The organism is Pseudomonas sp. R4-15, from assembly GCF_055768815.1.
Genome location: NZ_CM147293.1, coordinates 2,392,412 through 2,411,397 on the forward strand (window position 1 = coordinate 2,392,412; position 18,986 = coordinate 2,411,397).

The 18,986-nt window shown below is 65.6% G+C and carries 18 protein-coding genes; 17 read left to right on the plus strand and 1 reads right to left on the minus strand.

The window, feature by feature from the left end; translation table 11 throughout:
* Positions 1–47 precede the first annotated feature (47 nt).
* Entirely contained in the window at positions 48–941 is an 894-nt protein-coding gene (locus ACYRGX_RS11360; RefSeq protein WP_473052590.1) for a LysR family transcriptional regulator, read from the minus strand.
* 123 nt (positions 942–1,064) lie between these two features.
* Between ACYRGX_RS11360 and ACYRGX_RS11365 the strand changes: the two genes are divergently transcribed.
* The 17 genes from ACYRGX_RS11365 (at position 1,065) to acs (ending at position 18,945) form a co-directional block, all read left to right on the plus strand.
* Positions 1,065–1,886: an HTD2 family dehydratase gene (locus tag ACYRGX_RS11365; protein WP_473052591.1), complete on the plus strand. Its 822-nt coding sequence runs from the start codon at positions 1,065–1,067 to the stop codon at positions 1,884–1,886.
* Between the two features lie 42 nt (positions 1,887–1,928).
* Positions 1,929–3,092 carry an acyl-CoA dehydrogenase family protein gene (locus tag ACYRGX_RS11370; protein ID WP_473052592.1) on the plus strand — a complete coding sequence of 388 codons (1,164 nt, stop codon included), beginning with the start codon at positions 1,929–1,931 and terminating at the stop codon, positions 3,090–3,092.
* A gap of 94 nt (positions 3,093–3,186) precedes the next feature.
* Positions 3,187–3,579 (plus strand): VOC family protein, encoded by a 393-nt coding sequence (locus ACYRGX_RS11375; RefSeq protein WP_473052593.1) that lies wholly within the window; start codon positions 3,187–3,189, stop codon positions 3,577–3,579.
* Positions 3,576–4,928, plus strand: coding sequence for an MmgE/PrpD family protein (locus ACYRGX_RS11380; RefSeq protein WP_473052594.1), 1,353 nt, complete (start codon positions 3,576–3,578; stop codon positions 4,926–4,928). Before ACYRGX_RS11375 ends, ACYRGX_RS11380 begins: the two co-directional genes overlap by 4 nt.
* A 77-nt stretch (positions 4,929–5,005) precedes the next feature.
* A complete protein-coding gene (locus ACYRGX_RS11385) occupies positions 5,006–6,211 on the plus strand; it encodes a CaiB/BaiF CoA transferase family protein (RefSeq protein WP_473052595.1) in 1,206 nt (401 codons plus the stop codon).
* Positions 6,208–7,029 carry an HpcH/HpaI aldolase/citrate lyase family protein gene (locus ACYRGX_RS11390; RefSeq protein WP_473052596.1) on the plus strand — a complete coding sequence of 274 codons (822 nt, stop codon included), beginning with the start codon at positions 6,208–6,210 and terminating at the stop codon, positions 7,027–7,029. Before ACYRGX_RS11385 ends, ACYRGX_RS11390 begins: the two co-directional genes overlap by 4 nt.
* A gap of 51 nt (positions 7,030–7,080) precedes the next feature.
* Positions 7,081–8,079, plus strand: a complete 999-nt coding sequence (locus ACYRGX_RS11395; RefSeq protein ID WP_473052597.1) for a TRAP transporter substrate-binding protein — start codon at positions 7,081–7,083, stop codon at positions 8,077–8,079.
* 149 nt (positions 8,080–8,228) lie between these two features.
* A complete protein-coding gene (locus ACYRGX_RS11400) occupies positions 8,229–9,527 on the plus strand; it encodes an ABC transporter substrate-binding protein (protein ID WP_473052598.1) in 1,299 nt (432 codons plus the stop codon).
* 1 nt (position 9,528) lies between these two features.
* Positions 9,529–10,431, plus strand: coding sequence for a branched-chain amino acid ABC transporter permease (locus ACYRGX_RS11405; protein WP_473052599.1), 903 nt, complete (start codon positions 9,529–9,531; stop codon positions 10,429–10,431).
* Positions 10,431–11,372, plus strand: a complete 942-nt coding sequence (locus ACYRGX_RS11410; protein ID WP_473052600.1) for a branched-chain amino acid ABC transporter permease — start codon at positions 10,431–10,433, stop codon at positions 11,370–11,372. Before ACYRGX_RS11405 ends, ACYRGX_RS11410 begins: the two co-directional genes overlap by 1 nt.
* The gene (locus ACYRGX_RS11415; RefSeq protein WP_473052601.1) at positions 11,369–12,109 is read left to right on the plus strand and encodes an ABC transporter ATP-binding protein; all 741 of its coding nucleotides are present in this window, start codon (positions 11,369–11,371) and stop codon (positions 12,107–12,109) included. Before ACYRGX_RS11410 ends, ACYRGX_RS11415 begins: the two co-directional genes overlap by 4 nt.
* Before the next feature lie 12 nt (positions 12,110–12,121).
* On the plus strand, positions 12,122–12,838 hold the full coding sequence (locus ACYRGX_RS11420; RefSeq protein WP_473052602.1) for an ABC transporter ATP-binding protein: 717 nt from the start codon (positions 12,122–12,124) through the stop codon (positions 12,836–12,838).
* A complete protein-coding gene (locus tag ACYRGX_RS11425; RefSeq protein ID WP_473052603.1) occupies positions 12,835–14,268 on the plus strand; it encodes an aldehyde dehydrogenase family protein in 1,434 nt (477 codons plus the stop codon). The genes ACYRGX_RS11420 and ACYRGX_RS11425 overlap by 4 nt, the downstream gene beginning before the upstream one ends.
* 27 nt (positions 14,269–14,295) lie before the next feature.
* The gene (locus ACYRGX_RS11430; RefSeq protein ID WP_473052604.1) at positions 14,296–15,420 is read left to right on the plus strand and encodes a zinc-dependent alcohol dehydrogenase family protein; all 1,125 of its coding nucleotides are present in this window, start codon (positions 14,296–14,298) and stop codon (positions 15,418–15,420) included.
* Positions 15,421–15,441: 21 nt separating this feature from the next.
* Entirely contained in the window at positions 15,442–16,194 is a 753-nt protein-coding gene (locus ACYRGX_RS11435) for an SDR family oxidoreductase (RefSeq protein WP_473052605.1), read from the plus strand.
* Positions 16,195–16,212: 18 nt separating this feature from the next.
* Complete coding sequence (locus ACYRGX_RS11440) at positions 16,213–16,881, plus strand: nitroreductase (RefSeq protein WP_473052606.1); 669 nt, start codon at positions 16,213–16,215, stop codon at positions 16,879–16,881.
* 105 nt (positions 16,882–16,986) lie between these two features.
* The gene (acs, locus tag ACYRGX_RS11445) at positions 16,987–18,945 is read left to right on the plus strand and encodes an acetate--CoA ligase (RefSeq protein ID WP_473052607.1); all 1,959 of its coding nucleotides are present in this window, start codon (positions 16,987–16,989) and stop codon (positions 18,943–18,945) included.
* The last annotated feature ends 41 nt before the right edge of the window (positions 18,946–18,986 follow it).

The following is an 18,986-nucleotide window of genomic DNA, read 5'->3' on the forward strand; positions in this document are numbered from 1 at the left end:
TACGTTCCAACCCTTTGCGTGACGTTTGGCCCTTGAAATGCGACCGCTCATCCCGGCGCGTGTTCCCGCAAACGCTCGATCAGCGCCCTGACGCTGCCGGGCAGCGCCTCCAGGTCACGTACCAGCAGGCTGCGCTCGCGTACGGCCCAGGGTTCGTCGAGCGCCACCGTCACCAGCTTCATCGTGCGGCTGTGCCGGCGCGCGGCGGACTCGGGAATGATGCCGATGCCCACGCCGGCCTCGATCATCCGACAGATCGCCTCGAAGCTGGAGACCTGGATGCGCAGCGACAGGGACAGACCCAGGCGTTCGACGTGTTCGCGCAGGAAGGTCAGCAGGGTGCTGCCGTCGTGCAGCCCAATGTGCCGGTACTCCAGGGTCTGGCGCAGGCTGACCTGGCGCAGCCCGGCCAGCGGGTGCGCCACCGGCAGCGCCAGCACCAGCCGGTCGGTGCTGAAGTGCAGGGCCTGCAAGCCGGGGGTCTCCAGTGGGCCGGCGACGATGCCGAGGTCGGCGGCGCCGTCGTGTACGCCACGCAGGATGTCGCGGGTCAGGCGTTCCTGCAGGTCGACGGTCACGCCGGGGCGCTCGGCAAGAAAGCCGGCGAGGATCTCCGGCAGAAATTCGGTGACCGCCGTGGTGTTGGCAAAGATGCGGATGTGCCCGGCGGCATCGGTGCCGTAGTCGGTGAACTCGCTCTTCAGGTAATCCACCTGGCGCAGGATCAGCCGCGCGTGCTGCAACAGGCGCCCGCCCGCCGGCGTCAGCTCGACGCCGCGGCTGTCGCGGTAGAGCAAACGCGAACCCAGTTGCGACTCCAGCGCCTTGACACGCGCGCTGGCGGCGGCCGGCGAGAGGTGCGCGCGGCGCGCACCCTGGGTCAGGCTGGGCGACTCGGCAATGTGTGCGAAGAGCTTCAGATCGGCGAGATCGAAGTGCATGACGCGTTCCCGTTGTGGTTTGGCGTTCAGCATAGCCGAATGCCGGGCTCGGAAAATGCGGATTCTCGGAATGCCTAGGGCCGGTGCATCCTTTGCGAAACACCACTAGCGGGGCACCTCTTCATGAGTGATTACAGCGCCTGGCTGGGGCGCACCGAGCAGGTCCACGACCAGCTCAGCCGCAACCTGCTGATGCGTATCGCCGCCACCTTCGACGAGGCCACGCCTGCCCATGGCGAGCCCCTGCCGCCACTCTGGCAATGGTGCTTTTTCCAGGAACCGTTGGCCGAGAGCGGCCTGGGCGCCGATGGCCATCCGGCTCGCGGCGGTTTCCTGCCGCCGACGGACGATCGCAACCGCATGTGGGCCGGCGGCCGGGTCGAGTTCCTTGAGCCGCTGCGTGCCGGGGGCGAGGCCCAGCGCCATACGCAGATCCTGCGGATCGAGGAAAAGCACGGCCGCACCGGTGCGCTGCTGTTCGTCACCCTGCGTCACGATTACCAGCAGGACGGCACGCTGTGCGTCCGCGAGGAACAGGACATCGTCTACCGCCAGCCCAGTCCGCCCAAGGCCAGCAGCGGCCAGGTGATGCCCGTGGGGCAGTGGCGCGAGGCGGTCGAGCCGACGCCAACCCTGCTGTTTCGCTATTCGGCGGTGACCTTCAACGGCCATCGCATCCATTACGACTGGCCCTACGTCACCGCTACCGAAGGCTATCCCGGCCTGGTGGTTCACGGTCCGATGATCGCCACGCTGAACCTGCGGGCGTTCTGCCGGGCGAACCCGGGGGCTCGCCTGCGGCGCTTTGCCTACCGTGGCCTACGTCCGCTGATCGCGCCGCAGCCGTTCGAGGTGGGCGGACGGCTGATCGCGCCCGGGCATGCCGAGTTGTGGGCCGGCGATGGCGCCGGCGTGGCGCAGAGCGCCGACGTGGAATTCGACTGAAAAGGCCCAGGCCGAGCGAGAAGAACAAAAATAGGAGTAGCGATGAAGACCTACGATCCCGACGAGATCAATGCCATCCGCGAAGGCGTGCGCGCGCTCTGCGCCGAGTTTCCCGCCGAATACTGGCGCAAGATCGATGAAGAGAAGGGCTTCCCGGAAACCTTCGTCAAGGCGCTCACCGAGGCGGGCTGGCTGTCGGCGATGATTCCCGAGGAATACGGCGGCTCCGGGCTGGGGCTGGCCGAGGCGTCGGTGATTCTCGAAGAGGTCAACCGCTGCGGCGGCAACTCCGGCACCGTACACGGGCAGATGTACAACATGTTCACGCTGCTGCGTAACGGCAGCGAGGAGCAGAAGCGCTATTACCTGCCCAAGCTCGCCAGCGGCGAACTGCGCCTGCAGTCGATGGGCGTCACCGAGCCCACCACCGGCACCGACACCACGAAGATCAAGACCACCGCGGTGAAGAAGGGCGACAAGTACGTGATCAACGGGCAGAAGGTGTGGATCTCGCGCATCCAGCACTCCGACCTGATGATCCTGCTGGCGCGCACCACACCGCTGACCGAAGTGAAGAAGAAGTCCGAGGGCATGTCGATCTTCCTGGTCGATCTGCGCGAGGCCATCGGCAACGGCCTGACCGTGCAGCCGATCGCCAACATGGTCAATCACGAGACCAACGAACTGTTCTTCGACAACCTGGAGATTCCCGCCAGCACCCTGATCGGCGAGGAAGGCCAGGGCTTCAAGTACATCCTTCATGGGCTCAACGCCGAACGCACGCTGATTGCCGCCGAGTGCATCGGCGACGGCCGCTGGTTCGTCGAGAAGGCCAGCGCCTACGCCCGCGACCGCGTGGTGTTCGGTCGCCCCATCGGGCAGAACCAGGGCGTGCAGTTCCCCATCGCCGAGGCGCACATCGAGATCGAGGCCGCCGACCTGATGCGCTGGCGCGCCTGCGCCGAATACGACAGCGGGCTGAACGCCGGCGCCGCGGCGAACATGGCCAAATACCTCGCCGCCAAGGCCAGTTGGGAGGCCGCCAATGCCTGCCTGCAAACCCACGGCGGCTTCGGCTTCGCCAACGAATACGACGTCGAGCGCAAGTTCCGTGAGACGCGCCTGTACCAGGTCGCGCCGATCTCGACCAACCTGATCCTCTCCTACGTGGCCGAGCACCTGCTCGAACTGCCGCGCAGCTTTTGAGGGCGTGGGTGATGGGTATCGCTGCGCTCAACCTACGCGGCCCGACCTACACGGCGATACCCATCAGCCCCCCGTAACCTGGGAAAAACGCGCCATGCACATCAGCCACCTGGACCATCTGGTCCTCACCGTCGCCGACATCGACGTCGCCGTGGACTTCTACACCCGAGTCCTCGGCATGCAGGCGCTGACGTTCGGCGAGGGCCGCCGGGCCCTGGCGTTCGGCGCGCAGAAGATCAACCTGCATCGCGCCGGCCACGAGTTCGAACCCAAGGCCGAACGCCCGGCGCCGGGCTCGGCGGACCTGTGCTTCATCGTCGCCACGCCGCTGGACCAGGTCATCGAGGAACTGGCGGAGCAGGGCGTGGCGATCCTCGAAGGGCCGGTGAAACGCACCGGTGCGCAGGGACCGATCCGCTCGGTGTACCTGCGCGATCCCGACGCCAACCTCATCGAATTGTCCAATCCCTGGGAGGAGCCGGCATGAGCCAGCACACCCGCGCACTCGCCGAGTTCCTCGCCGCGCTGCGCTACGAAGACATTCCCGACACGGTCCTCGCGCGCAGCGAAGAGCTGTTCCTCGACTGGCTGGGCTCGGCGCTGGCCAGCGCCGGCTCGCACCCGATCCCGCTGTTCGAGCGCTATGCGCAGAAGATGGGCCCGGCCGACGGCCCGGCGGCGATCCTGGTCAACGGCCGGCGCAGTTCGGCGTACTTCGCCGCCTTGGTGAATGGCGCCAGCTCGCACCTGGTGGAGCAGGACGACCTGCACAACAGCTCGGTGCTGCACCCGGCCACGGTGGTCTTCCCGCCGGCGCTGGCCGCCGCCCAGGACCTCGGCAAGTCCGGCCGCGAGCTGCTGCTGGCCTCGGTGGCCGGCTACGAGGCGGGCATCCGTATTGGCGAATTCTTGGGCCGCTCGCACTACCGCATCTTCCACACCACCGCGACCGTCGGCACCCTCGCCGCGGCGGTGACCGTGGGCAAGCTGCTGGACTTCGACACCCGGCAGTTCATCGACCTGCTCGGCAACGCCGGCACCCAGGCCGCCGGGCTCTGGGAGTTCCTCCGCGATGCGGCGGACTCCAAGCAGCTGCACACCGCCAAGGCCAGTGCCGACGGCCTGCTCGCCGCCTACCTCACGGCAGAAGGGCTGACCGGCGCGAAGAACATCCTCGAAGGCGAGCAGGGGCTGGCGGCGGGCATGTCCAGCGATGCCGATCCGGCGCGCCTGTCCGACTGCCTCGGCAGCCGTTGGGCGCTGGCGGAAACCTCCTTCAAGTTCCACGCCTCCTGTCGTCACACGCATCCGGCCGCCGACGCGCTGCTGGCGCTGATGCAGCGCGAAGGGCTGCGCCATGACGACATCGAGCAGCTCACCGCACGGGTGCACCAGGGCGCCATCGACGTGCTCGGCCGGGTGACCGTGCCGCAGACGGTGCATCAGGCGAAGTTCTCCATGGGCACCGTGCTGGGCCTGATCGCCGTGCATGGCAAGGCGCAGCTCGGCGAATTCCACACGCTGGCGCTGAGCGATGCGAATGTGGCGGCCTTCCGCGACAAGGTCTCGATGCAGCTCGATGCCGAGGTGGACGGCGCTTATCCGGCGCGCTGGCTGGGCCGCGTCGAGGTGCTGACCCGCGACAGCCGGCGCCTGTCGGCGGCCATCGACGAGCCCAAGGGTGATCCGGGCAATACCCTCAGCCGCGCGGAGCTGGAGGACAAGTTTCGTCGCCTGGTGGCTTTCTCTGGCGTGCGTACGCCGGAGCAGGCCGAGGCGCTGATCGGGCAGGTCTGGCGCTTGCGCGAACTGCCGAGCCTGCTGGAACTGAGCTGAAGGCGCCTATCGAGTGGATCGATGACGCGTACGCAACGTATTGAGAGGGGCGGCACCGGCCGCTGCAGGGTGACGAGATGAACGAGAACAACGCCAAGCTCCGTCCGCTGGACGGCATTACCGTGGTCAGCCTGGAGCACGCCATCGCCGCGCCGTTCTGTACGCGTCAGTTGGCCGATCTGGGCGCACGGGTGATCAAGGTCGAGCGCCCCGGCGCCGGCGACTTCGCCCGTGGCTACGACGAGCGCGTGCACGGTCTGGCCTCGCATTTCGTCTGGACCAATCGCTCCAAGGAAAGCCTGACCCTGGACCTCAAGCAGGACGCCGCCAGCGAAGTGCTCGACGCCTTGCTGGGCAAGGCCGACGTGCTGGTGCAGAACCTCGCCCCGGGCGCGGCGGCGCGCATGGGGTTGTCCTTCGAGGTGCTGCATGAGCGTTTCCCGCGACTGATCGTCTGCGACATCTCTGGCTACGGCGAGGGCGGTCCCTATGAAAAGAAGAAGGCCTACGACCTGCTGATCCAGAGCGAGGGCGGCTTTCTTTCGGTGACCGGCGGGCCGGGCGAGGAAGACATGGCCAAGGCCGGTTGCTCCATCGCCGACATCGCCGCCGGCATGTACGCCTACAGCGGCATCCTCTCGGCGCTGCTGTTGCGCGACAAGACCGGCGAGGGCAGCCGCATCGACGTGTCCATGCTGGAGAGCCTGGTGGAGTGGATGGGCTACCCCATGTACTACGCCTTCGACGGTGCCACGCCGCCGCCGCGCGCTGGCGCGGCGCATTCCACCATCTATCCCTACGGCCCGTTCCCCGCCGGCGATGGCGGCACGGTGATGCTCGGCCTGCAGAACGAGCGCGAGTGGGCGGCGTTCTGCGACAAGGTATTGGAACAGCCCGCGCTGGCTGGCGACGAGCGCTTCTCGGCGAATTTCAAGCGCTCGGCGAACCGTGGCGAGCTGCGCGCGATCATCCTCGACGCCTTCTCCCGGCTGAGCGCCGAGCAGGTCATCGAACGCCTGGAGCGGGCGCAGATCGCCAACGCCCACGTCAATGACATGGGCGGTGTCTGGAACCATCCGCAGCTTGCTGCGCGGCAGCGCTGGAGCCAGGTGGCCAGTCCGGCTGGCGAGCTGCCGGCGCTGCTGCCACCGGCGGCGAACAGCGCCTTCGCTCCGCGCATGGACCCGATCCCGGCGCTGGGCGAGCACAGTGCTGCGCTGCTCGCCGAGCTGGGCTACGCCGCGGGCGATATCGAGCGGCTGCGCCAGCAGGGGGCGGTATGAACGGGGTGCGTTCGGCGCTGTTCGTTCCGGGTAGTCGTGCGGAGCGGATTCCCAAGGCACTGGCGGCGGGAGCGGATGTCGTCATCGTCGACCTCGAGGATGCGGTGGCCGAGCCCCTCAAGGCCAAGGCGCTGGCTGACCTTGACGGCTTTCTCGATGCGCATCCCGGGGCGCGCCTGCATGTACGTGTGAACTCGCCAGGGCATGCCCAGCAGGCGGCGGACCTGGCGCTTTGCGCGCGGCATCCGGGGGTCGTCGGCGTGCTGCTGCCCAAGGCCGAGTCGGCGGCGCAGGTGGCATTGGCCGTCGCCTGCGGCAAGCCGGTCTGGCCCATCGTGGAGAGCGCCGCAGGCCTTGCCGCACTGGCCGAGATGGCTCGCGAAACGGGTGTCGAACGGCTGTCCTTCGGCGGCCTGGATCTGGCTCTGGACCTCGGCCTTGCCAGCGGCAGCGAGGGCTGCGAACGCCTGCTCGACCAGGCGCGCTATGCGCTGGTACTGAATAGCCGGCTGGCGCAACTGGCGCCGCCGGTGGACACCGTGTTTCCCGCCTTCGACGATGACGCCGGCTTGCGCGCTGCCGTCGGCAAGGCCCGCGACATGGGCTTTGGCGGGCTGCTGTGCATCCATCCGCGGCAGGTCGCGGTGGTCCACGAGACCTTCATGCCTGGGGCCGAGGAGCTGGCCTGGGCGCAACGCGTCATGACCGCGGCCGCCTCCGGAGAAGGGGTGTTCGTGGTCGATGGACAGATGGTCGATGCCCCGGTGCTCGGGCGCGCCCGCCGTCTGCTGGAGCGTGCCGGACAAAGCGTCCCCTGAGTCCGGCTCGCTTGCGTGCAACCCAACACAACAACAATAGAGGTAGTCGCAATGTTCAATTCCATTCCCTGCAAGGCGCTGTTCTGCGCGCTGTCACTGACGTTTGCCGGCCTGGCAAGCGCCGCCGATCCCATCGTCATCAAGTTCGCCCACGTGGTGGCGGACAACACGCCCAAGGGCCAGGGCGCGCTGCTGTTCAAGAAACTTGCCGAAGAACGCTTGCCCGGCAGGGTGAAGGTCGAGGTCTATCCCAATTCCTCGCTATTCGGCGACGGCAAGGAAATGGAGGCACTGCTGGTGGGCGACGTGCAGTTGCTGGCGCCGTCACTGGCCAAGTTCGAGCCCTACTCGAAGAAGCTGCAGTTGTTCGACCTGCCGTTCCTGTTCGACGACATGGCCGCGGTGGACCGCTTCCAGAGCAGTCCCCAGGGCAAGGAGTTGCTCAAGGCGATGGAGGGCAAGAACATCACCGGCCTGGCCTATTGGCACAACGGCATGAAGGTGCTCTCGGCGAACAAGCCGTTGCGCGAGCCGAGCGATGCGCGCGGCTTGAAGTTCCGCGTACAGGCTTCCAACGTGCTGGAGGAGCAGTTCAAGGCGGTGCGCGCCAACCCGCGCAAGATGAGCTTCGCCGAGGTCTACCAGGGCCTGCAGACCGGTGTGGTCAATGGTACCGAGAACACCTGGTCGAACTACTACAGCCAGAAGGTGTATGAGGTCCAGCCGTACTTCACCGCTTCCGATCATGGCCTGATCGACTACATGGTGATCACCAACACCCAATTCTGGAATGGCCTGCCGGCCGATGTGCGCAGCGAACTGGAGAAGGTGATGGCCGAAGTCAGCGTCGAGGTGAACCGCGAGGCCGACGAGCTCAACCGCCAGGCTCGCGAGGCAATCGCGGCGTCGGGCATGTCCGAGATCATCGAACTCACTCCGCAGCAGCGCAACGACTGGCGCGAAGCCATGCGCCCGGTGTGGGCCAAGTTCGAAGGCGACATAGGCAAGGACCTGATTCAGGCGGCCGAGGCGAGTAACCGGGCCCAGTGACTCGGTGACAAGGGCTTTTCAGGCAAGGGCGTTCGGCTCAGCGGAACGCCACCTTGCCGAAAAGCGAATTCACTTAATGCCTGCACTTCGGCAACCTGCCTGTCAGCGACTCAGCTTCAAACAAAAACAATAGCCTCGAGGCAAAGCTCATGTTCCAGCGCACCGCTCTACGGGCCGCCGTGCTCGCCGCATTGACTCTCTCGCCCCTGGCCAGCTTCGCTGTGGAGAAACCCTCAGAACTGAAGATTGGCATCACCACCTTCATGTCCGGCTCAGCCTCGGTATTCGGTACGCCGGCCAAGGCGGCGGCCGAGATGTATATCGATGAGCTCAATGCCAAGGGTGGCATCGATGGCGTCAAGGTCCGGCCGATCTTCATCGACGAAGGCGTGGGCGGTGACCGCCTGCTCTCGGAGTACCGCCGCGTGGTTCAGGAGGAAGGGGCGAAGACCATGCTTGCGTCCATCTCCAGTGGCAACTGCAACACCCTGGCGCCGGTGGCCGAGGACCTCAAGGTGGTCAACCTGATGTGGGACTGCGGTACCGAAAAGGCCATCGAAGGGCACGACTACAAATACGTGTTCCGTACCCAGGCCAACGCGGTAACCGAGATGGTCGCGGCGGTGGCCTACCTGCTCAAGGTGCATCCGGACTTCAAGACCATCGCGGTGGTCAACCAGGACTACGCCTGGGGGCGCGATTCCTGGGACATCTTCAAAACCGTGCTGACCCAGCTCAAGCCCGATGTGAAGGTCGTCGCCGAGCTGTTTCCCAAGTTCGGCGCTCCGGACTTTTCCGCGGAAGTGAGCCGCCTGCAGGTATTGCGTCCAGACGTGGTGCTGTCGACCTCCTGGGGCGGCGACCTGGATACCTTCGTGCGCCAGGCCAGTCAGCGTGGGCTGCTGCGTACCTCGCAGTTCTACCTGCCGCTGGCGGAGAGCTCGCTGGAGCGGCTGGGTAACACCCTGCCCGACGGCGTACTGATCGGCGCGCGCGGCGACCATTACTTCCTCGAACCGCGCTATGTCGACGATCCCCGCCACAAGGCTTTCGTCGAAGCCTTCAAGCGAAAGACGGGTAGCTACCCGATCTACTCCGTCTACCACATGATCCAGGCATTGGACGGCATGACCGCCGCCTATGAAAAAGCGATCAGAGACAATGGCGAATGGCCTAGCGAGGAGCAGCTCGCCGATGCCTTCCGTGGCCTGACCTTCCGTGGCCTGACCAGCGAGGTGACGATTCGTCCCGAGGATGGCCAGGGGCTGGAAGAGCAACTATTCGGCATGACGACCAGTAGCCCGGACTACGACTTCAAGATACTCAAGGACGTGATGATTGTCGCCCCAGGTCCAGTGACCACGCCGCCGGGGCAGCATACGCCAGACTGGTTGAAGACGGTGACGCCAGCGATCCTCGATGCCGTTAAGCCGGCGGAGGCGAATTAGCATGAGCCGCGACATCCTCATCCTGGCGCTGCTGGATGGGGTGTCCTACGCGGGACTGCTGTTCCTGGTCGCGCTCGGGCTCACCTTCATCTTTGGCGTGGTGCGCATCCTCAACGTCGCCCACGGTAGCCTCTACGCCTGCGGTGGCTACGCCGCGGCCACCTTCGGCCTGTGGCTGGGGCAGGGCGGCGATTCGCTGGCGGTTTCCATGGCGGCGTTGCTGGCTGGCTCGCTAGCGGTCGGTATCGTGCTGGGCACGGCGTTGATGCTGCTGCTCAAGGGTTTCCAGGACCGCGATCCGATTCTCCAACTGCTGGTGACGTTCGGTGCCTTCATGGTGTTCGAGGACTTGCAGCGGATGATCTGGGGAACCCAGCCGTATTTCGTCGCCGACGTGGTGAACCAGATGGGCACCGCCGAGCTGCTCGGTGTGGTGTACATGAACTACCAGTTGTTCTTCGTACCCGGTGCGGCGCTCGCGGTCTACTTGCTGTTGCAGTGGTTCCTCAAGCACACCCTGACCGGCAAGCAGATCGTCGCCGTTACCCATGATCGGGAAGTGGCCACGGCGCTGGGCATCAACGCCCGCCGCATCGCCTATCTGACCTTCGTCGTCGGTGCCGTGCTCGGCTCTCTGGGCGGCGCGCTGGCGTCGCCGACCACCTCGTTGGTGCCGGGGATCGGGGCGGACATGATCGTGCTGTCGTTCGCGGTGGTCGCCACCGCCGGGCTCGGACAGATCACCGGTGCACTGCTCACCGCTCTGATGATCGGCCTGTCTCGCTCGTTCTGCGTCTACCTGTACCCCGAACTGGAGGTGGTGATGCCCTACGTGATCATGGTGCTGGTGCTGCTGGCACGGCCACAGGGGCTCTTCACCGTGGCCCAATCCAGGAGGATCTGATGCGCAAGTCCTTTCTCTTCGCGATCGTCGCAGCCGCCGTGTTTCTCTCCATCGGTCTGGCTGCACCCTGGTTGAAGCTGCCGCTGACCCTGGCGTTTTGCTATGGCATGGCGGCGATGGGCATCGTGGTACTGCTGCGAGCCGGACAGATTTCCTTCGGACACGCCATGTACGCCTGTATTTCCGGTTATGCGGTGGCCTACTTGAGCGGGCGCTTCCCTGGTATCGATGGCCTGCTACTGGTGATTCTCGGCACCCTGGCCAGCGTGGTGGCCGGAATGCTCGTTGGCATCTTCGTGGTGCGCTACCGGGAAATCTTCTTCGGCATGCTCAACCTGGCGTTGTCGATGGTGCTGTTCACCGTGCTGGGCAAGTTCTACGCCTACACCGGAGGCACCGACGGCATGCGCGTGGAACGTCCGACGCTGATGGGGCTGGAACTGGGCCGCAGTGAATTCGAAACTGCACTGCTGGTGATGGCGCTGGTGGTTTCGCTGGTGGTGATCTTCTGTGTGCAGCGCTACTTCAATTCCAGTGCGGGGCAGGCGCTGAAGGCCATCAAGAGTAACGAGACACGCCTGGAATACCTCGGTGTTTCGGCGAAGAAGCTGCTCTGGCAGGGCTACGTGCTGTCCGCCGGGCTGTGCGGGTTGTCCGGCGCCTTGTTCGGCCTGTCCCAGGGGCTGGTCACGCCGGAAATGGGCTACTGGCTGCGCTCGGGCGAGTACGTGTTCATCGCCATTCTCGGGGGTTCGGGGCATGCCGTCGGCGCCTTCGTCGGAGCGCTGCTCTACGAGTTCCTCAAGATGTACGCCGCCGCACTGGTATCCGGTGCCTGGCAGTTGACCCTCGGGGTGACCCTGATCGCGATCATCTATTTCCTGCCCAAAGGGCTGGTGGGCATGCTCGAACGCCGTCCGGCACGCGGAGGTGAACTATGACCGCTTTGCTCAAGACCGAGAACCTGACCCTGGCCTTCGGAGGACTGGTGGTTGCCGATGGCATCGACTTCGAGCTGGCCCGCGGCGAGCGCCTGGCGGTGATTGGCCAGAACGGCGCCGGCAAGACCACCTTCATCAACATCTGCACCGGCCTGCTCAAGCCCAATGCCGGGCGCGTCAGCTTCGATGGCGACGACATTACCGGACGTTCGCCGCGCAACATCGTTCGGCGTGGCATGGCACGCTCGTTTCAATTGCCGCAACTGTTCCTCGAACACAGCGTGCGTCAGTGCCTCGAGTTGGCCGGTATGGCGCGTGCGCAGCGCCTGCCGTGGTGGCGTTCGCTGTCGGCGTCTGCCGATGCGCACGCCGTGAAACACACGCTGGAGCTGGTCGGGCTCACCCATCGCCAGCACGAACCGGTGGCCAACCTGCCGGAGGGCCAGCGCAAGCTGCTCGACGTGGCGATGTCGCTGATGCTCGAGCCGCGCCTGCTGATCATGGACGAGCCCACCAGCGGCGTTTCCACCGAGGAAAAGCACGGGGTAATGGAGATCGTCATGCGCGCGCTCGACGAGCGCCAGGTGACCGCCATCTTCGTTGAGCACGATGTCGACATCGTGCGTCGTTACGCCACTCGTGTGGCGGCCTGGATCAGCGGCGCCATTGCGGCCGATGGCCTGCCCGAGGTGGTCCTGGGCAACGCCCAGGTGCGCCGTGAAGTCCTCGGCGAGTAGGGGAGAGCCGCCATGCTGAAATTACACAACGTTACCGCCGACATCCTTCGCGCGCCGGTGCTGCGGGGTATCGATGCCGAGTTGCCGAGCGGCTCCATCGCCGCGGTGGTTGGCCGCAACGGCGCCGGCAAGACCACGCTGTTGCGCGCCATCATGGGCCTGGTCAAGTTGCGCGAGGGGCAGATCCTGCTCGACGACCGGGATCTGGCCAGCGTCCCGGCGCATGGCCGCGCGCGGCTGGGTATCGGCTATGCGCCGCAGGAGCGGGTGATGTTTCCGAGCCTGTCGGTGGAGGAGAACCTGCGCCTGCCGTGCCAGGTGGCCGGGCAATCGCGCCGCGAGGTCGATGAGCGCCTGGCGCTGACGCTGGAGGTCGTCCCGCAGCTAAAAGCGATGTTGGCGCGCTCGGGGGCCGCGCTCTCCGGCGGCCAAGGGAAGATGGCCGCACTGGGACGGGCGCTGATGATCGGCACCCGTCTGGTGTTGCTCGATGAGCCTTTTCAGGGGCTCGCCCCAGCCTTGGCCAACCAGTACAGCGATGCCCTGAAGCGCCTGCAGCAGCGGCTGCCGGAGCTGTGCATCGTGGTCACCGAATCCAACGGCGGCCTGCTCAAGGACGTGCCCGATCACCTGTTGCATATCGAGCGCGGTGCGCTGCTGCCAGACCCCGACGGTGCGTCCCCGACGGCACCCCCCGCATCCACTGCTTTCATGGAGGTCTACCCGTGAGCAAATTGTTCATCGACGGCGCCTGGTGTGCGCCGCTCTGCCAGGAAACCCTGCCGGTCTACTGTCCAGCCGATGGCCAGGTCTATGCCGAGATCGGCCGCGGCCAGGCTGAGGACATAGACCTGGCGGTCAAGGCGGCGCGTGCCGCGTTCAATGGCGAGTGGGGACGCTACAGCGCCACCGAGCGTGGGCGCCTGCTGATGCGCATTGGTGTGAAGGTGCTCGAGTCCATCGACGAGCTGGCGCAGATCGAGGCCCGCGATACCGGCAAGCCGCTTGCCCTGGCGCGCAAGGATATCGAGGCGTTGGCGCGTTACTTCGAGTTCTACGGCAGTGCGGCGGATAAGGTCCATGGACAGGTCATTCCCTATCTTGACGGCTATTCGGTGAACGTGGTGCGCGAGGCCTGCGGGGTGGTGGCGCACATCATTCCCTGGAACTACCCCGCACAGATGCTCGGGCGAACCATCGCGCCTGCCCTGGCGATGGGCAATGCCTCGGTGGTCAAGCCGGCGGAGGACGCCTGCATGACCTCACTTCGGGTCGCTGAACTGGCGGTCGAGGCGGGTCTGCCGAGGGGCGCGCTGAATATTGTTACTGGTCTGGGTCGCGAGGCCGGGGCGACGCTCTCCGAGCATCCGGATATCAACCTGATCACGTTCACCGGCTCGCCGCAGGTCGGTGTGCAGGTGCAGCAGGCGGCGGCGAAGAATTACGTCAAGTGCGTACTGGAGCTGGGCGGCAAGTCGCCCCAGGTGGTGTTCGCCGACGCTGACCTGGACAAGGCGGTGCCGGTGATCGTCGGAGCCATCGTGCAGAACGCCGGGCAGACCTGCTCGGCGGGTAGTCGCCTGCTGATCCAGCGCGAGGTGTTCGATCAGGTAATGGAACGGGTGGCCGAGCGCATGCGGCAGATGCGTGTGGGCGCACCGGATACATCGCCTGACTGCGGGCCGATCATCACCCGTGCGCAGTTCGAGCGGGTCAAGGCGTTCATCGCCGAGTGCGATGCCAGCGGCCTGCCGTTGGCCGCGGAGGGCTCGCGCGATGCGGACCTGCCCGCCGGTGGCTGGTACGTTGCGCCGCGGCTCTACGGCCCGGTGCCGCGCGAGCACAAGCTGGCCCGCGAGGAAGTCTTCGGCCCGGTTCTGGCGGCGTTGCCGTTCGACGACGAGGATGATGCGGTGGCGCTGGCCAATGGCACCGACTACGGACTGGTGGCGGCGATCTGGACCGAGAACGGCGCGCGTCAACAGCGCCTGGCACGGCGTCTGGTCGGCGGCCAGGTGTTCATCAACTGCTACGGCGCCGGTGGTGGCGTCGAGCTGCCCTTCGGCGGGGTGCGCAAGAGTGGTCATGGCCGCGAGAAGGGCTTCCTGGCGCTGGAGGAGTTCAGCGTCACCAAGACCGTGGTCAGCCACCACGGCTGAAGACAGCCCCAGGTGCAGGAGCGAAGCATGAAAATCCGTTCTGCCGTATTGCGAGGGCAGGGGGCGAGTCAGCCCTTCGCCCAGAGTCGACCCTTGCAGATCGATGAGCTCGACCTGACGCCACCGGGCCCCGGCGAGGTCCTTGTGAAAATGATAGCCGCCGGGCTGTGTCATTCCGATCTTTCGGTGATTACCGGGGTGCGCCCGCGTCCGCTACCCATGGCGCTGGGGCATGAGGCCAGTGCCCAGGTGGTGGAGCTCGGCAGTGGCGTCGACAACCTGCGCGTCGGCCAGCGGGTGGCGCTGGTCTTCGTGCCCAGCTGCGGGCACTGCATGCCGTGCATGGAGGGCCGTCCGGCGCTGTGCGAGCCCGGCGGACTGGCCAATGCCGTAGGCGAGATGCTGTCCGGCGGGCGCCGCCTGAGTGAAGCTGGCGTTACCGTGAACCACCACTGCGGCGTCTCGGCGTTTTCCGACCATGCGGTAGTCTCGGCGCGTTCGTGCGTCCCCATCGACGACGATATCGATCCCGTGGAGGCAGCCGTGTTCGGCTGTGCCGTACTGACCGGCGTGGGCGCGGTGGTGAACACCGGTCAACTGCGGCCGGGGGCGTCGGCACTGATCGTCGGCCTCGGTGGTGTCGGTTTGAGTGCCTTGCTTGGTGCGCTAGCCGGTGGGGCCAACCCGGTGGTGGCGGTGGATGTGCAACCGAGTAAGTTGGAACTGGCCCTGGAACTGGGTGCGAGTTTCTCGGTGAATGCAGGGGATCCCGATGCGCTGGCGAAGATTCGCGAACATACCGGCGGCGGTGCAGAGTTCGCCTTCGAATTCGCCGGCTCCGTGGCGGCCATGCAACTGGCCTACGCCGCCACCCGGCGGGGCGGCACCACGGTGACCGCGGGCTTGCCGCATCCCGACGACCAATGGCCTTTGCAGCAGCTGTCGCTTACCGCCGAGGAGCGCACCGTCAAGGGCAGTTATATCGGCTCGTGCATCCCGGCGCGGGATATCCCGCGCTATATCGGCCTATTCAAGGCGGGACGGCTGCCCGTCAACCGCCTGATTGGGCAGAAGCTGGCGCTGGACGACATCAATGCCGGTTTCGACCGCCTGGCTACCGGTAGTGGCCTGCGTGATCTGATCCTGTTCTGACCCTAAGGAGAACAACAAGAAATGGCTCGACTACAAGACAAGATCGCTATCGTCACCGGCGCCGCCAGTGGCTTTGGCGCCTGTATCGCTCGTCGCTACATCGAGGAAGGCGCTCGCGTGATACTCGCCGATATCAATGGTGAAGGGGCGCAAAGTCTGGCTGCTGAACTGGGAAGCAATGCGCGGGCCATCGCCTGCGACGTCACCCAGAGCGAGCAGGTGCAGGCCGCGGTACAGTGCTGCGTGGAGACGTTCGGCGTCCCCGACGTGGTGGTCAACAACGCCGGGACCACGCACCGCAACCAGCCGCTGATGGACGTCGATGAGAAGACCTTCGATCGGGTTTTCGCGGTCAACGTGAAATCCATCTTCCATATGACCCGCGCGGTGGTGCCGCTGATGCGTGAGCGCAAGCGGGGCTCGATCATCAACGTAGGCTCGGTCGCCGGCATTCGGCCACGTCCGGGATTGACCTGGTACAACGGTTCCAAGGGGGCGGTGAACCTGTTGTCCAAATCGCTCGCGGTGGAATTGGGGCCCGATGGGATTCGCGTCAACAATATCTGTCCGGTGATGGGCGAGACGGCACTGCTGGAGGATTTCATGGGCGTACCGGATACTCCGGAGAATCGGGCTCGCTTCATTGCGACTATTCCTCTGGGGCGCCTGTCGCAGCCGAGTGATGTGGCGGCGGTTGCCGTTTTTCTTGCCAGCGAAGAGGCTGCCTTCCTCAATGGCGTCGAACTGCCGGTGGACGGTGGTCGAGTGGTCTGACAACACAGAGAGGTCGCCGTGAACGTCGCGCAAGCCCTGCTACAGAGACGCAGCACCCGTGCCTTTCTCGATCGTCCGGTGGATCCGGCGTTGCTGCGCGAGCTGCTGCAGCGTGCGGCGCGTGCGCCATCGAGTGGCAATCTGCAGCCGTGGCGGGTCGAGGTGCTGCTCGGCGATGCGCTGGTGCGGTTTCGCCAGCGCATCGCCGAACGCCTGGAAAACCGCCCGGAGGCGGACGCGCTGGACTACCGAGTCTACCCGGAGCCGATCTTCGAGCCTTACCGCACGCATCGCTACCAGGTTGGCGAGGACATGTACGCGCAACTGGGCGTGGCTCGCGAGGACCGCGATGGGCGACGCGCCTGGTTTGCCCGTAACTACGCTTTCTTCGGGGCTCCGTGCGCGCTGTTCTTCTTCGTCGACCGACGGATGGACCCAGGGCAGTGGGCGGACCTGGGTATGTTCGAGCAGAGCCTGATGCTGCTCCTCGAGTCAGCCGGCTTGGCGAGCTGCCCGCAGGCCTGCTGGACGCGCTACCACAGCGAAGTAGAGGGCTTTCTGGACGTGCCCGCAGAGTGGCTGTTGCATGCTGGCATGGCGGTGGGCTACGCGGACTCGGCGGCGCCGGTCAACCAGTTGGTTTCGCGGCGCATGGGACTCGATGAGTTCTGTCGTATCCATGCCTAGCAGGGCCAAAACGGGGGCGGTAAGACCATGGTCGAATGGTTCCCCTACGGAACTCGGGGCTAAAACAGCGATAGACAACAACAACTAGATTGCTGAGGTGTGTCAATGAGCGTTTCCCTGTACCCCGTGCGGCCCGAGGTCGCGGAACGAACCCTGACCGACGAGGCCACCTACAAGGCCATGTACCAGCAGTCGGTGATCAATCCGGACGGCTTCTGGCGCGAACAGGCCAAGCGCATCGACTGGATCAAGCCGTTCAGCAAGGTCAAGCAGACCTCCTTCGACGATCACCACGTGGACATCAAGTGGTTCGCCGACGGCACCCTCAACGTTTCCTACAACTGCCTGGATCGCCACCTCGAGGAGCGTGGTGACCAGGTGGCGATCATCTGGGAGGGCGACGACCCTTCCGAGCACCGTGAAATCACCTACCGCGAGCTGCACGAGGAAGTCTGCAAGCTGGCCAACGCCCTGCGCGGCCAGGACATCCATCGTGGCGATGTGGTGACCATCTACATGCCGATGATCCCCCAGGCGGTGGTGGCGATGCTCGCCTGCGCGCGCATCGGTGCGATCCACTCGGTGGTCTTCGGTGGCTTTTCTCCCGAAGCGCTGGCCGGACGCATCATCGACTGCAAGTCCAAGGTGGTGATCACCGCCGACGAAGGGCTGCGTGGCGGCAAGCGTGTGCCGCTCAAAGCCAACGTGGACGAGGCGCTGACCAACCCGGGCACCAACAGCGTGCAGAAGATTATCGTGGTCAAGCGCACCGGCGGCGACATCCGCTGGCACCCGCATCGCGACATCTGGTACGAGGACCTGCTGAAAGTTGCCGGCAGCACCTGCGCGCCGAAGGAAATGGGCGCCGAGGAAGCGTTGTTCATCCTCTATACCTCCGGCTCGACCGGCAAGCCCAAGGGCGTGCTGCACACCACCGGCGGCTACCTGGTATACGCCTCGCTGACCCATGAGCGGGTCTTCGACTACCGCCCCGGCGAGGTGTTCTGGTGCACCGCGGACATCGGCTGGGTGACCGGTCATACCTACCTGGTCTACGGCCCGCTGGCCAACGGCGCCACGGTGGTGATGTTCGAGGGCGTGCCGAACTATCCGGACGTCTCGCGCGTTTCGCAGATCGTCGACAAGCATAAGGTCAACATCCTCTACACCGCGCCGACCGCCATTCGCGCCATGATGGCCGAGGGTGATAAAGCGATGGCCGGTGCCGATGGCTCCAGCCTGCGCCTGCTCGGCTCGGTGGGCGAGCCGATCAACCCCGAAGCCTGGCAGTGGTACTACGAAAACGTCGGCAAGAGCCGTTGCCCGATCGTCGACACCTGGTGGCAGACCGAAACCGGTGCCTGCCTGATGACGCCGTTGCCGGGCGCGCATGCGATGAAGCCGGGCTCAGCCGCGCGGCCGTTCTTCGGCGTGCAGCCGGCGCTGGTGGACAACCTGGGCAACATCATGGAGGGGGCCACCGAAGGCAACCTGGTGATCATCGACTCCTGGCCGGGGCAGGCGCGCACGTTGTTCGGCGATCACGATCGCTTCGTCGATACCTACTTCAAGACCTTCAAGGGCATGTACTTCACCGGCGACGGTGCCCGTCGCGATGAGGACGGCTACTGGTGGATTACCGGTCGTGTCGACGACGTGCTCAACGTCTCCGGCCACCGCATGGGGACCGCCGAGGTGGAGAGCGCCATGGTCGCGCATCCCAAGGTCGCAGAAGCCGCGGTGGTCGGTGTACCCCACGACATCAAGGGGCAGGGCATCTACGTCTACGTCACCCTAAACGCCGGAGAGGAAGCCAGCGAGCAACTGCGTCAGGAGCTCAAGGCCTGGGTCCGTCGGGAGATCGGGCCGATCGCCACGCCGGACGTCATCCAGTGGGCTCCCGGCCTGCCGAAGACGCGTTCGGGCAAGATCATGCGACGCATCCTGCGCAAGATCGCCACGGCCGAGTACGGCGCGCTGGGTGACATTTCGACGCTGGCCGACCCGAGTGTTGTGGAGCATCTGATCGAGACCCATCGTTCGATGCAGCAAAGCGTGGCCTGAGGCCGCTCGCTATGCAGGGCGCCCCGCTTCGGCGGGGCGTC

Coding starts and splice junctions, on each gene's coding strand:
- ACYRGX_RS11360 (WP_473052590.1), bottom strand. CDS start 941: ATGCACTTCGATCTCGCCGATCTGAAGCTCTTCGCACACATTGCCGAG.
- ACYRGX_RS11365 (WP_473052591.1), top strand. CDS start 1,065: ATGAGTGATTACAGCGCCTGGCTGGGGCGCACCGAGCAGGTCCACGAC.
- ACYRGX_RS11370 (WP_473052592.1), top strand. CDS start 1,929: ATGAAGACCTACGATCCCGACGAGATCAATGCCATCCGCGAAGGCGTG.
- ACYRGX_RS11375 (WP_473052593.1), top strand. CDS start 3,187: ATGCACATCAGCCACCTGGACCATCTGGTCCTCACCGTCGCCGACATC.
- ACYRGX_RS11380 (WP_473052594.1), top strand. CDS start 3,576: ATGAGCCAGCACACCCGCGCACTCGCCGAGTTCCTCGCCGCGCTGCGC.
- ACYRGX_RS11385 (WP_473052595.1), top strand. CDS start 5,006: ATGAACGAGAACAACGCCAAGCTCCGTCCGCTGGACGGCATTACCGTG.
- ACYRGX_RS11390 (WP_473052596.1), top strand. CDS start 6,208: ATGAACGGGGTGCGTTCGGCGCTGTTCGTTCCGGGTAGTCGTGCGGAG.
- ACYRGX_RS11395 (WP_473052597.1), top strand. CDS start 7,081: ATGTTCAATTCCATTCCCTGCAAGGCGCTGTTCTGCGCGCTGTCACTG.
- ACYRGX_RS11400 (WP_473052598.1), top strand. CDS start 8,229: ATGTTCCAGCGCACCGCTCTACGGGCCGCCGTGCTCGCCGCATTGACT.
- ACYRGX_RS11405 (WP_473052599.1), top strand. CDS start 9,529: ATGAGCCGCGACATCCTCATCCTGGCGCTGCTGGATGGGGTGTCCTAC.
- ACYRGX_RS11410 (WP_473052600.1), top strand. CDS start 10,431: ATGCGCAAGTCCTTTCTCTTCGCGATCGTCGCAGCCGCCGTGTTTCTC.
- ACYRGX_RS11415 (WP_473052601.1), top strand. CDS start 11,369: ATGACCGCTTTGCTCAAGACCGAGAACCTGACCCTGGCCTTCGGAGGA.
- ACYRGX_RS11420 (WP_473052602.1), top strand. CDS start 12,122: ATGCTGAAATTACACAACGTTACCGCCGACATCCTTCGCGCGCCGGTG.
- ACYRGX_RS11430 (WP_473052604.1), top strand. CDS start 14,296: ATGAAAATCCGTTCTGCCGTATTGCGAGGGCAGGGGGCGAGTCAGCCC.
- ACYRGX_RS11435 (WP_473052605.1), top strand. CDS start 15,442: ATGGCTCGACTACAAGACAAGATCGCTATCGTCACCGGCGCCGCCAGT.
- acs (WP_473052607.1), top strand. CDS start 16,987: ATGAGCGTTTCCCTGTACCCCGTGCGGCCCGAGGTCGCGGAACGAACC.